12 protein-coding genes and 1 pseudogene are annotated in these 13,427 nt (G+C 41.7%); 6 read left to right on the top strand and 7 right to left on the bottom strand.

Translation table 11 applies throughout. From position 1 onward, the window contains the following. Nucleotides 1–386: 386 nt before the first annotated feature. Entirely contained in the window at nucleotides 387–1,616 is a 1,230-nt protein-coding gene (locus BROSI_RS11170; RefSeq protein WP_052563883.1) for an ISL3 family transposase, read from the top strand. A 13-nt stretch (nucleotides 1,617–1,629) separates the two neighbouring features. Continuing rightward, nucleotides 1,630–1,836, top strand: a pseudogene (locus tag BROSI_RS19895) (IS4 family transposase); the annotation flags it as partial. A gap of 197 nt (nucleotides 1,837–2,033) precedes the next feature. Here the strand turns inward: BROSI_RS19895 and BROSI_RS11165 are convergent. Further along, nucleotides 2,034–2,837: a transposase gene (locus tag BROSI_RS11165; protein WP_052563882.1), complete on the bottom strand. Its 804-nt coding sequence runs from the start codon at nucleotides 2,835–2,837 to the stop codon at nucleotides 2,034–2,036. A gap of 235 nt (nucleotides 2,838–3,072) precedes the next feature. Between BROSI_RS11165 and BROSI_RS11160 the strand changes: the two genes are divergently transcribed. Then, nucleotides 3,073–4,584: a hypothetical protein gene (locus BROSI_RS11160; RefSeq protein WP_052563881.1), complete on the top strand. Its 1,512-nt coding sequence runs from the start codon at nucleotides 3,073–3,075 to the stop codon at nucleotides 4,582–4,584. Between the two features lie 46 nt (nucleotides 4,585–4,630). Here BROSI_RS11160 and BROSI_RS11155 read toward each other — a convergent pair whose 3' ends face one another. Then, nucleotides 4,631–5,860: an ISL3 family transposase gene (locus BROSI_RS11155; protein WP_052563880.1), complete on the bottom strand. Its 1,230-nt coding sequence runs from the start codon at nucleotides 5,858–5,860 to the stop codon at nucleotides 4,631–4,633. A gap of 743 nt (nucleotides 5,861–6,603) precedes the next feature. On the opposite strand from BROSI_RS11155, the gene hemB reads away from it, so the two are divergent. Next, the gene (gene hemB / locus BROSI_RS11150; protein WP_052563879.1) at nucleotides 6,604–7,596 is read left to right on the top strand and encodes a porphobilinogen synthase; all 993 of its coding nucleotides are present in this window, start codon (nucleotides 6,604–6,606) and stop codon (nucleotides 7,594–7,596) included. A gap of 183 nt (nucleotides 7,597–7,779) precedes the next feature. Here hemB and BROSI_RS11145 read toward each other — a convergent pair whose 3' ends face one another. Further along, a complete protein-coding gene (locus BROSI_RS11145) occupies nucleotides 7,780–7,980 on the bottom strand; it encodes a cold-shock protein (protein ID WP_052563878.1) in 201 nt (66 codons plus the stop codon). Between the two features lie 331 nt (nucleotides 7,981–8,311). Here BROSI_RS11145 and BROSI_RS11140 point away from each other — a divergent pair, with 331 nt between their 5' ends. Continuing rightward, nucleotides 8,312–9,259 (top strand): SAM hydrolase/SAM-dependent halogenase family protein, encoded by a 948-nt coding sequence (locus tag BROSI_RS11140; protein ID WP_052563877.1) that lies wholly within the window; start codon nucleotides 8,312–8,314, stop codon nucleotides 9,257–9,259. A gap of 58 nt (nucleotides 9,260–9,317) precedes the next feature. Here BROSI_RS11140 and BROSI_RS11135 read toward each other — a convergent pair whose 3' ends face one another. The 4 genes from BROSI_RS11135 to BROSI_RS11120 form a co-directional block, all read right to left on the bottom strand. Continuing rightward, a complete protein-coding gene (locus BROSI_RS11135; RefSeq protein WP_052563876.1) occupies nucleotides 9,318–10,508 on the bottom strand; it encodes an OmpA family protein in 1,191 nt (396 codons plus the stop codon). Between the two features lie 298 nt (nucleotides 10,509–10,806). Next, on the bottom strand, nucleotides 10,807–11,409 hold the full coding sequence (locus tag BROSI_RS11130; protein WP_052563875.1) for a Fic family protein: 603 nt from the start codon (nucleotides 11,407–11,409) through the stop codon (nucleotides 10,807–10,809). Beyond that, the gene (locus tag BROSI_RS11125) at nucleotides 11,385–11,612 is read right to left on the bottom strand and encodes a hypothetical protein (RefSeq protein ID WP_052563874.1); all 228 of its coding nucleotides are present in this window, start codon (nucleotides 11,610–11,612) and stop codon (nucleotides 11,385–11,387) included. Before BROSI_RS11125 ends, BROSI_RS11130 begins: the two co-directional genes overlap by 25 nt. A gap of 266 nt (nucleotides 11,613–11,878) precedes the next feature. Then, on the bottom strand, nucleotides 11,879–12,253 hold the full coding sequence (locus BROSI_RS11120) for a hypothetical protein (protein ID WP_052563873.1): 375 nt from the start codon (nucleotides 12,251–12,253) through the stop codon (nucleotides 11,879–11,881). Nucleotides 12,254–12,603: 350 nt separating this feature from the next. Between BROSI_RS11120 and bioD the strand changes: the two genes are divergently transcribed. After that, nucleotides 12,604–13,314, top strand: a complete 711-nt coding sequence (gene bioD / locus BROSI_RS11110; RefSeq protein WP_052563871.1) for a dethiobiotin synthase — start codon at nucleotides 12,604–12,606, stop codon at nucleotides 13,312–13,314. Nucleotides 13,315–13,427 lie beyond the last annotated feature (113 nt).

Genomic DNA, 13,427 nt, shown 5'->3' with positions numbered 1-13,427 from the left:
ATCCTGCGGCCGTTGGAGGTACACGAGGTACCGACATATGCCTAAAGTACCTTCCACGTCAAGCCGAGATTTAACGCGATTGATGGAAAAGGAGGGGCGATTTTTGTTAGGTAGGGGTCGACAGACCACGCAGTTTATTCGAGGGTTCTTGAGGGCAGAGATACTCTGTTCCCGTTCAAATGGGGGAAAAAAGTCTCGATCCAGTGTATTGCAAACGGGTTCTAAAGCAATTGAAATTTCGGTTCATTCGTAAAAAAGTTGAAGACAGGAAAATATAAGTAGGGAAGATAGGGTAAAAGATGAGAGTAAAAGGATAGCATCGAATTTCATCCGTATGTAATATGGTTTTATGAGAGATAAGATCATACTACACGAGGAGAAATTCGATGCGGTTAGATACTATCACAGAATTATTACGAATTCCAGGATTTAAAGTAACGCATATGATATCCAGCACGGAAAGCAGTATAGAGTTTTTATTGGAGCAAGAGGAAGAAAGAGCGAGTGTATGTTCAGGTTGCGGTAAAGTGCACAATACGGCAGTGCATAGTGTGGGAAGAATAACAGTAGAAGACCTACCGATGAGTGGTAGGAGGGTATATTTGCACGTACCGAAGAGGAAATCGATGTGCCTTGAAGATGGGAGTATTCGGGTAGAGGAGCACGAGTGGATAAGGGGGAGATTTACGAGGCGTTTTGTGGAACAGGTGTATCGACTGACCTCAATAACGACAAATAAGGAAGCAGGATGGTTTCTTGGAATAGACGATGAGACGGTGTACCGGATAGATAAGGAGATGTTAGAGGAGTTATCACTGGAGAGAATTGAGAAAGTGAAGGCGCCGCGTCATATGAGTGTGGATGAGGTTGCATGGCAGAAGTGGCACAAGTATGTTACCAATGTTGTTGATGTGGAAAAGCGCAAGGTGATTTGGAATCACGATGGACGGGGCAAGACAACGCTGGATAAATTTTATCGTAAGATAGGCAAGGAAGGTTGTAAGAGGATAAAGGCAGTGGCAAGTGATGGAGCAAAGGGTTTTCTTACGTCTACGAAAGAGCATTTGAAGAATGCCTTGATAGTATTGGATCATTTTCATGTAAAGAAGTATCTCAATGAGGCAGTAGATGCGGTAAGGAAGGAAGAACTCAGAAAAGCCAGGCAACAAAACCAGGAAGACTTGAGTCGAATTCTTCATTGCAACAAGAGGTTTATATTGATGCAAAATAAGGTTACAAATAAGCAGAAGGACATTTTAGATAAACTCTCAACGCTCAATGAGAAGGTATATAAGGCAATGCTTTTAAAGGAGCAGTTTCTTTCTCTTTATGTAGCAAGTAATCGAAGGGTAGCATATGCAAATCTGAGGGCGTGGATAGGGACAGCAATAAGGTCTGGGATAGCATCATTTGTAGAGCTAGGATACAAATTTTTCCGGAAGAGGCATTATGTTCTGAACTATTTTGTTTGCAAAATAACGTCCGCTATATCAGAAGGAATCAATAACAAAATAAAGAGGTTAAAGCGCATGGCATACGGTTATCGAGACGTCAAATACTTCTTACTCAAGATTCATCAACATTGCGGACTTCTTGACCCTAAGCTTTCAACTTAAATACGAAAGACACAAAATTTACCTTACCGATGGTAAAGGCGACGAACGCCCTTTCGTAAACAAAATACTCTCCCCTGGTCAGACGGGAATCATGGACCGTTATTATCAGTGCCATAAAGACTTTGACCTATGGCAGACAGAAGGAAAGCATTTTGTCTGCCGTATCAAAGAGAATACAAATAAATCCGTTATAAAAACCAATCCTCTCAAGCCAGAGAGTTGAGAATCAAAATAAATAATGAAGCCAGAAACTTAAACTTTTCTCCTTTTGGGTAACTACAATTTCAAAGAACATGCTAAAAATTATGACCACGCAAAAACTTAACCGGACAATGCTGATTCAAAGCATACTTTTGTATATTCGTATGAAAAAGTACACGAAACTGCCCAATGAGAGATTGTTTTCCTTACATCATCTTATACCGTTGCGGGTTTTATTCCCAGTTTCAGCATCTTTTTTAAATTCCAACCAATACACATCAGGTTAAACTCTGCGCGTACTTTTTCCAGACCGCGTAAGAGAAAGTTTCGATATCCTACATTAAATTTCAAATGCCCAAAGATTGGTTCAATGATATATTGACGCATAAAATATTTTCGTTTCCCATGATCAGACACCAGCTTCTCTCTCATCCTTTGTAAAACCGGACATACATAACTATCACTTGCCGAATCATATTTAAAATTACTGTAGTGATACCGGTTCTCCTCTTTTTCGTATTCTCCTGACTTGTATTGCTGAAAATTACTGTCAGGTACATATCCATCTATTTCTCTTTGCTCTAAATACTCATAATTTGCATAGCTCCCGTATCCACAATCTGCCGCTACTTCTTTAACTTTTTCCTGCGTGTTCAACTCTGTCTGCTCTATTACCGGTTTCATCTGGTTCCGGTCATTCGCCTCTGTTACTGCTTCCCCTGCTACGATAATCCCTGATTCGGTTACTGCTGCCTGACAATTGTATCCAGGACGAATGTCTTTGCTCCCTCCTGATTTCATGTGATTGGCGTCCGTGTCGGTGAGATTGATCTTCTCCCGGTTCTCTTCCTTCATAATCTCTAATGCCTCTTCGATCTTACTCTTCAGGTGGGTGCGGTCTGAAAGCCTCTTTTGCAATACCTCTTGCCCTGGATCTATTTTGCAGCGGTCGTCTTCCTGATTGTCAATGTTCTCCGCCTCCTTCAATATGCTGGCTATCTCTCCGGTTATTTCTGACAACCATTTCTCAAACCCTGCTTTATCTTTTGTCCGCTTTGCTGAGGCATTGCCTTTTATCTTTGTTCCATCCAGGTATATCTTCCCTATCTGGGTATAGCCTAACCCGAACGAGTCGGAAGAGTTTTTACTTTAGTAACGTTTCCCCTGTTTGTATACTATTTTTACATTATATTCCATTCCGAGACGTTCGGGTTAGTACTGATACAGTATTTTAAATGTTATTGCGAGATATCTCATGAAACTCTTAACAGAGACACATTCAGAACATATTCGCGGTATTCTCTCTTGCTTCGATCGTATTGTTATTCAGGGGAGTTTACATCCCTTGTGTTATGCGCAGGGGATGACCTCGTTTCTTAACAAACGGGAGATACGTATCTTCGATTTCAAACAATTTGCCCAACCATTCCGTGATACACTCATTCAAAACGCTCAACAAATTGCACGTGAGAATAACCTGGAGATTGAGTACATTCGAAAGAAAAACTTTCGCAAAGAAGATCGTATTGCAGAGATTATCAAAAAACGCGGGAACCATCCCGGTCTTGTACATATCTTCTCTGCTCCCGAACTCTGTACCGCATACGAACCCTGGCACGATAAAGAAGCCAAACGCAGCTTTCTCCGTCCTGGCACGGGTAAATGTCTCCATTACTACTTCTATTTCATCCACGATGTCCTGGGATTATGTTATGTTCGTGTTCCGACATGGATACCCTTTCGGCTCCAGATATATTTCAACGGTCATAATTACTTAGCCACCCACCTCAGAAAGCGGAAGATAAACTATCAACTTCTGGATAACACTTTTGTCGATATCGATAATTTCGAAAAGGCACAAGAAATTGCCAATCAGTTCGATGTCGAGCGTCTACACCAGATACTTGATGACCTTGCAAAAAAGTACTGCCCTGTTATTGACACCCTTCAACTCAACTATCACTGGACTATCATGCAACTGGAATATGCAACTGACATAGTTTTCTTCCAGAAAGAGTATTTGCAGGACATGTATGACACCCTCACGAGGACTGCCATTCATACCGTGAAACCAGAGCACATTGCCACATTCCTGGGGAAAAAGCTTCACGGAAATTATCAAGACGAAATGGGGAATCGTTTTGATACACGTATCCAGGGCACACGGATCAAACATACCATGGGTGATTCCTCTCTCAAAATGTATGATAAATTCGGTACCATCCTGAGAATAGAAACAACCACAAACAATGTCTCTTCATTTGAACACTACCGAGAGGTAGTACATCGTGACGGAACACGGGAGATGAAGGTTGCTCATGTAAAGAAGGGTATCTATAGCCTTTCTTCCTTATCAGAGGTATTCCGTCTTGTAAACCACCGATATCTGGAATTTATCTCAACCATCGATGATAAACGAGTTGGAATACTCAATCTTAACAGAATTTCAAAGAACGTGGTTGAAAAGAATCACACGTATAAGGGATTCAACTTTTTCAGTGACTATGACAACCGCATATTTCTTACGATCGCCCGCGGCGAATACAACCTCCGTGGCTTTCGAAACAAAGATTTAAGAACCAGGCTCCGGGAAAATACTACCCATACCATTTGCCGCGTCTTAAAACGACTTCGCCTTCACGGACTTATTAAAAAAATTACTCACTCGTACAGATATTATCTTACCACTCTTGGGCGACAGGTCATTGCTACTGGGCTTAAATTGAAAGAACTTTTTATTATCCCTCAGCTCGCTACTCAAGGGTAATTCATTTTTTGCTAAATTTGTCAAAATATTTTTGTGTCTTTCATATTTAAGTTGAAAGCTTAGGGTCAAGAAGTCCGCAATGTTGATGAATCTTGAGTAAGAAGTATTTGACGTCTCGATAACCGTATGCCATGCGCTTGAACCTCTTTATTTTGTTATTGATTCCTTCTGATATAGCGGACGTTATTTTGCAAACAAAATAGTTCAGAACATAATGCCTCTTCCGGAAAAATTTGTATCCTAGCTCTACAAATGATGCTATCCCAGACCTTATTGCTGTCCCTATCCACGCCCTCAGATTTGCATATGCTACCCTTCGATTACTTGCTACATAAAGAGAAAGAAACTGCTCCTTTAAAAGCATTGCCTTATATACCTTCTCATTGAGCGTTGAGAGTTTATCTAAAATGTCCTTCTGCTTATTTGTAACCTTATTTTGCATCAATATAAACCTCTTGTTGCAATGAAGAATTCGACTCAAGTCTTCCTGGTTTTGTTGCCTGGCTTTTCTGAGTTCTTCCTTCCTTACCGCATCTACTGCCTCATTGAGATACTTCTTTACATGAAAATGATCCAATACTATCAAGGCATTCTTCAAATGCTCTTTCGTAGACGTAAGAAAACCCTTTGCTCCATCGCTTGCCACTGCCTTTATCCTCTTACAACCTTCCTTGCCTATCTTACGATAAAATTTATCCAGCGTTGTCTTGCCCCGTCCATCGTGATTCCAAATCACCTTGCGCTTTTCCACATCAACAACATTGGTAACATACTTGTGCCACTTCTGCCATGCAACCTCATCCACACTCATATGACGCGGCGCCTTCACTTTCTCAATTCTCTCCAGTGATAACTCCTCTAACATCTCCTTATCTATCCGGTACACCGTCTCATCGTCTATTCCAAGAAACCATCCTGCTTCCTTATTTGTCGTTATTGAGGTCAGTCGATACACCTGTTCCACAAAACGCCTCGTAAATCTCCCCCTTATCCACTCGTGCTCCTCTACCCGAATACTCCCATCTTCAAGGCACATCGATTTCCTCTTCGGTACGTGCAAATATACCCTCCTACCACTCATCGGTAGGTCTTCTACTGTTATTCTTCCCACACTATGCACTGCCGTATTGTGCACTTTACCGCAACCTGAACATACACTCGCTCTTTCTTCCTCTTGCTCCAATAAAAACTCTATACTGCTTTCCGTGCTGGATATCATATGCGTTACTTTAAATCCTGGAATTCGTAATAATTCTGTGATAGTATCTAACCGCATCGAATTTCTCCTCGTGTAGTATGATCTTATCTCTCATAAAACCATATTACATACGGATGAAATTCGATGCTATCCTTTTACTCTCATCTTTTACCCTATCTTCCCTACTTATATTTTCCTGTCTTCAACTTTTTTACGAATGAACCTAAATTATTGGTCAAATAAAGAGCGCAAAAACTTTAAAAGATATTAAAAATCTAGAGAAATTAAAAGGGTATGAGACATACTATCGTATAAGGACGGGAGATTTTAGAGTTGGTATCGAGTTTGTGGAAGGCAAAGTTATTCTCACAAGATTTTTACACAGAAAAGATATATACAAATATTTCCCATAAATTAATTCAACAAGAAGGACGACAAACCAAATTAGTTGAGTAAACATTAAGCGAAGGCGAATCCACCTTCGCTTGGAATAGTGTTGGTGGATTCGGCGCTAAAAAGCAAGCACCTTAATCCACCCTACACAACTTAATAAACAGTAATCACGCCCCTTCCACGAAAATTCCTCTACGATCTCATTTCAAATGCAAAACTTAGAGATACCTGTATAAAAGGTAATGGTTTATCGTCGGGAACACGAGGATGCAGAGAAAATAAGGTGAAATATAAAAAATATGTAAAAATCTGTTTTTTGTGGTAATATATCGGCGTGCATTGAATATAATTTTTGTAACGGTTCATACTTCCTTTTAGCAGTATAAAAAGGTAGCGGTGAACTATCATAATTTATAAGGGAAAATACTATGGGCTTTCCAAAACAGCGGCTACGCCGATTGCGTCAAAATGAAAATATCAGAAGGTTAGTGAGAGAAACGCATCTTTCTGTAGATGACCTGATTATGCCCCTCTTTGTCCGACCAGGAAAAGGCATTAAACAACCGATACCCTCCATGCCGGGAAATTACCAGATGTCCATTGACAAGATTATTGAAGAAGTAAAGGAATTGGAAGGGCTGGGAATCCCTGGCATCATCCTCTTTGGAATACCCGACAAAAAGGACGAGATGGGTTCCGATGCCTATGCTGATGAAGGCATAATTCAACAGGCCATCATCGCCATTAAAAAAGTGGCAAAAAACATCCTCGTAATTACAGACGTCTGCATGTGTGAGTATACCGACCACGGACATTGTGGATTTGTAAGAAGAGACGACAAGACAGGCCAATTCGACGTGGATAATGACATGACCTTAGAACTCCTGGCAAAAGAGTCCGTTTCTCATGCAAAGGCAGGCGCTGACATCGTAGCGCCGAGTGATATGATGGATGGCCGCGTCGGGGTAATTCGGGATGCGCTTGACGAAGAAGGATTTAATCATGTCCCCATCATGGCATATTCCGCCAAATATGCTTCTGGGTTTTACGGCCCCTTCCGTGAGGCCGCTGAGTCCACGCCAGGATTTGGAGATCGCACTTCTTATCAAATGGATACCCACAATGCTATCGAGGCATTACGTGAGGTTTCATTAGATATAGAAGAGGGCGCCGACATCGTAATGGTAAAGCCGGCGTTGGCCTATCTCGACATCATCCGGATCATAAAGGACAATTTCGATTATCCTGTTGCAGCCTATAACGTTAGCGGTGAATTTTCTGTCGTGAAGGCAGCGGCAGAAAAGGGTTGGATTGATGAAAAACGTGTTGCCCTGGAAATTTTGACAGGTATCAAACGTGCCGGCGCTGACATGATCCTCACGTATTGGGCAAAGGATGCCGCACGATGGCTTAAAAAATAAGGAACACTTTACCAAGAAGACTTTCTAGGACACCAAACAAAAAGCCCCAATATCCTTTTACCGATATTGGGGCTTTCATGTCGTAATTATAACGATACTTTAAACGGCTACTCCATATTTTTATACACCATAACTATTGCAATTGATTATCCTTTAAATATAAGAGCGTGCTTTTTAATAAACTTATAATTTGACGACTTTTGTGGCTTTGTAGCCCTTCTGGTCCTTCATGACTTCGAACTCGACCTTGTCTCCCTCTGCAAGGGTTCTAAAACCCTCAGTTTGGATCGATGTTTGATGCACAAACACATCCTGACCGTTATCCTGGGAAATAAAGCCAAATCCCTTCTTGTCATTGAACCACTTCACTGTTCCATTTGCCATTCTTCAATCACCCCCTCTCACCTTTTAGCTTTGTAAAAACAAAAAGGCTACGAGGTTGTAAACCTTGTAGCCTTAATATAACACCAACATTATCGTATGACTTTATAATACAACCAAACATTATATTCAAAATACTACCAGAGAGTATGCATGAATGCAAAGGAAAATTAAAATAAATTTTTCATCTTGAATTTAAAATATTTTGTCATTACGATAATTCAAATCTTGTGTATATATATTGCCGGACCTACTGTCCGTTCTTTTTTGAGGAACAGACCTCTGTCAGTCCGAAAAAAGATGAAAAACAAACCTTGCAGGAGACCGCCTATCGATGCGCCGATCGCACATAATCACCCTGTTAACAGACTTTGGCAATCAGGACGCATACGTGGGTATCATGAAAGGTGTGATAGGGGGCATCAATCCTTCAGCAAATATTATCGACATCTGCCATACTATTCCTCCATATGACTTATTGAATGGCGCTTACCTTCTCTCTGCATCGTATCAATACTTTCCTAAAGGAACTATCCATGTAGCAGTTGTTGACCCTGGCGTTGGAAGTCGGAGAGACATTATCTGTGTGGCCATACGGGACTATCTCTTTCTTGTGCCCAACAACGGTATTCTCAGCTTCATTGTTCCTGAAGAGAAACCGAAAAACATCATTCGTGTAACAAATACTAAATTTTTCTTACCATCGCCCGGCAATACCTTTCACGGACGGGACATCTTTGCGCCTGTTGCAGCACATCTCTCATTAGGCATAAAACCACAACAATTAGATGCCAAAATCAACCAACTGGAACACCTGGATCTGCCCCAGCCTGAACAGAAAAAAACAGGACAAATGGAGGGTCGGGTTATTTACATCGACCGATTTGGAAATCTTATTACCAATATTACGCAATCGCATATAGAGCAGCACATCATCAACCAATCCCAGTCCATAACATGCAGAGACAAGATCACCTCCCCTATTCTCCACTCTCGCAAGAAGGCGATGAAGGGAAAGCATGCCAAACAATCTTTTCTTTTCCATCTTTTGTTTGGAGAAAAAGAGACGGCCCGGAAATATGTCATAGAGACCACCCTTGGAAAGAAGAAAATCATGGGGTTAAGCAAGACTTACATGGATGTAAAGCCAGGGGAACCACTCGTCCTCTTTGGAAGCACAGATTTTCTGGAAATCTCTATCAATCAGGGAAACGCCCAGAAATATTTTAAGGTGGACCAGGGTGGCAAGGTATTAATCAGATGTAATTCAGGTTTCAATTAGTATTTTGCAGTTTTCACTGATTTTCTGCTAAAAAATGTCAAAATAGTTTTTACAAAAACTACTTTATGGGAACAATTTCGGCCCTTCTGTTCAGGGAGCGGCCTTCTTCGGTATCATTAGGAGCAATAGGCTTTTTATATCCAAAACCCACGGTAGAGACGCGCGATTCTTGAATGCCTTTCCCGACCAAATAATTCTTTACCGCCTGGGCTCTTTTTTGGGAAAGATCGATATTGTATTCCATTGAGCCGATATTGTCCGTATGTCCTTCTATTCTTATGTGCATATCCGGATTTTTTTGCAAAATATCGACAATGTTGCTGAGATTTGAGTTAAACTCTTCTTTAATAGCCCATTTCTTATAATCAAAAGTAATCCCTTTTACCACCCAGCATCCCCTGGAATCAACAATGGCCCCTTTCGGTGTGTCCGGGCATTCGTCGTCCTTGTCATAAACACCATCACCATCACTATCAATATCACTAACTTGTTTTGGTATCGCTGTCAAAAATACCTTTTTGACAAAGTCTGCCATATCGTCACTGGACGCAATTTCATCAGCAGTCACCGAAAAACCACATTGAACCTCCCGTGCAAGCTCTCTGAGCGCTTTTGCTCCTTCGGCAGTATTCCCTACAAAAATGGTGTAAAGACATACCTTGTCTCCATATATTTCTTTTAAATCCTGTGCCCTTGCCAGGGGACTTCCGATTAACTGTTCACCGTCACTGACAAGTATTACTGCATTTTGACCGCCTGACGTCAGTAACAGGTTCGTAGCATCTTTAATGGCATTACCAGCCGGACTGCTGCCCTCGGGAATCGTTACCCCGTTTAACGCGTTTTCTAGAAGACCTCGTGAATGCTTCGTGAGTTCATAAACAACAAATGTCTTGTCCAATGGCTTAAAAAATCCATGTCCAAAGGTTACCAGGGCGCTGTTGATATCGATCTCAGGCAGGGTAGTATTCATTCTCGTCAAAATATCTTTAGCAACGGCAAATTTGGGATGCCCTTTATTAACGGCACCGGTATATACATCCTCCATAGATGCCGATGCATCTAAAATAATTACAAAACTTTTAATTTTTGGTATATATTCCACATCCTGAAATTCTGCACCTAAATTTTGAGGAACGAAGGTTTCAAGGGGCTCGATAGGTTTCTTATGAGGCTTAAGCTGCGCACAACCTGTGAGAATGGTGATTGACATCGTAAGGAATGATGCTAATAGATATATTTTTTGCATAACGATTCCCCTATAAAATTAAAAAATAAATCTGTGTAAATCAGCGTTTATCCGTGCCCGATTGCAATTAGTAGGTTAACTATTTTCCCACGAGAAAAATACTGTAGCAAAAAGGAAGAAGATTGCAAGCTATTTTCATTCTTTTCAGTTACATTGATCAAGAGAGATGAGTGAAAATGGCAGGAACGGCATGAAATTATAGAATTGAAGATTGACTTGATAGACGAGACCGGCAATACCCGGCTCTATTTATCTCAACATTTCTGAAGAGGGTATGTTCCCGGATAAACGGCTTTGGCTAGATCGCTTCTCCGAATCGCCGGATCCATAATTTTTGAAGCGGGTCGAGATTTCCCGCATCACCGGCTCGCAGGGCTTCGAGATATTCACGACGCCTCTCAGGGTCCGTCGGTGCGGTTTCGACAGGGGGCAGGGCAAGCTTGTAAAGAAGGGCGGCCAGCACCAAGCGACCAACGCGGCCGTTGAAATCTTTGAAGGGATGAATCCACTGAAATCGCCAGTCCACCCAGGTGAGAAACGCCGCTATCTCGGGCAGATTGTCATAGTCTACATGTCGCAACCGCTCGGCTAAATCGTCGCAGAAAGACTGCACGAGAAGCGGCACTTTGTAATAAGCCGGCGGCTCCAGTGTCCCGACTTTCACGTCCGTTGTGCGAAACCGGCCAGCCCATTCGGGGAAGAGATGCCCAGCGAGTTCCCGGTGTCTCTGGCAGAGCCACTCGGGCGTGATGCTAATCTCGTGGGATGGAGTTTGTAAAAGCCGAGCGAGAATCCGGGCAAGCGAGACGGCAAGCCTTTCCGAGACTTCCGTATAGGTAAGCGCGCCCTCAGTCGTCTCAAATGACCGGGTTGATCCTAGCTGTCCTGCTTCTTCGCCCATTGGTCTAATTGCTCTAACAGGATTTTAAGACGAGCCACCGTAATCGGTTCACCTTCGAATGTCATTGATTGGGCCACTCGTTCCAGCAGGACTTCTCGGTGAGCAGCGATAACCGTGCCCGGTGTTTTGTGCTGAGCCCGCCATTGGCGAAACTTGACTTCTAATGCATCAAGATCGACGGGCTCGCTGCTATTTGCTGCCATAGCGGTATTCTTGCATGGACCCGTGCCTCAGACAATCACTTTCCTCTCCAGGAGAGATCGACTACCTGGCGTTGATGATAGGAAATTACCTTTTTCATCTCTGAGGCAATATTAAAGAAAAACGGAGAAGATTGCAAGCTTTTTCATTCTTTTCAGCCACACTGAACACCTAAAAGAAGGGAAAACAAAAAGGACGGCATGGAATTAGGGAAAGGAAATATACGGCAATAGTTCGTATATTTGCTTCTGTCTTCTGAATACTGCTTTTATCCCCGTTCTGACTTCTGTATTCCGGCACCTGTATTTTGTTTTGTGATGTTGCCGTTATGCTGACTCCTGTTCTTATCGAACTTACTTCTGATAAAGAATGGATAACATACGAATTTGGCGTCCCCCCACCAAGATGGCAAATACTCTTTCTTGCTGTCAGGATAACCGACAAGGAGAGAAATATATGAAACCGGATACCCAATAGTACCAGCGCCGAGCCAACCAATCGAATGTCGATCGATGGTATCGGATTTGGCACCTTGAACTGGAAACTCGTCAAAAAATAACCATGAGCAAACCGTAGGGATTGCAATGCATGCCAGTATGACAAAAACATCCCAACTGATATCTAAAGGATGAAGCTTCTTCATCTATTGTTTTTTTATCAATCAATATAAGATTTTATGCCCATTATGATTTTTTTCTTTAGTACCATAGGGAGCATGGGGGCATCTTCATAATTTACAAACTCTAATCGTAATGATCTTGTAGGCCATAGCGTAGTTTTTTTCTTGTAATTTATTTCATAGTTTATTGTAAGGATGCTAATCAAATTCATTATAATCATTCTCAATTTATTTGTCTTGTTATCTTTGGTCTTCATTGTCAAAAATAAATTTGAAAAACCCCCAATCCAGGATAAGATTGATGTAACGAATAAAACAAGGCTAATTTTTATTATTTTCAAAAAAATTTATCAATAGAAACAGGAGAAGGCATTATGGGAAGAGGATATTTTATCACCGGGACGGACACAGGTGTGGGAAAGACCATTGTCGCAGGTGGGTTGGCCGCCCTGTACAAAAACAAAGGTCTGGATGTCGGCGTTATGAAACCAGTTGCTACAGGCTGTAAACGGGTAAATAATAATCTGATATCCGACGATGCCGTTTTTTTAAAATGTGCGGCAGAAGTAGATGACGAATACGAACTAATTAACCCCGTTAGCCTCGAACAGCCCCTTGCCCCAACGGTAGCAGCACGGTTAAGTAAAACAAAAATAGATAAGGATAAAATAAACACTGCCTTCGACAGCTTATGCGAAAGACACGAATACATCATTGTCGAAGGTATCGGAGGTTTGCTGGTACCCCTCGACGAATACTATTTTGTTGTGGATATGGCCAACGAAATGGAATTACCGTTAATCGTTGTTTGCCGGCCCACCCTTGGCACGATAAACCATACATTACTAACAGTATCCTATGCGCGTCAACACGGACTCGATGTCAAAGGAATCGTCATCAATGAATCCGTTGAAAACCGTGACGATGTCATGAAAAAGACAAATGCCGAAGAAATAAAAAGACTCACCGATCTTCCCATATTGGGCACAATCTCCTTTGATAAAAGGCTGGATATAAACAAGTATAACAAAGAGATATTGGTAAAAATTTTTAGTGATAAAATAGACAAAGACATTATAATATGATTTTCGTTGCTTTGTGCTTCTCCTGGTAAATGGAATTTATAAGTTTATGGATTGCGTAGCCGCAGACTTTAGTCTGCGTACTGTATGCATCTAAAGAGTGCGGCTACTGTGAT

Origin of the sequence: Candidatus Brocadia sinica JPN1, from assembly GCF_000949635.1 — a bacterium.
Classification (GTDB): Bacteria; Planctomycetota; Brocadiia; order Brocadiales; family Brocadiaceae; genus Brocadia; species Brocadia sinica.
Note: the sequence above shows the minus strand (reverse complement) of the source record. Positions and strands in the feature narration are given on the sequence as shown.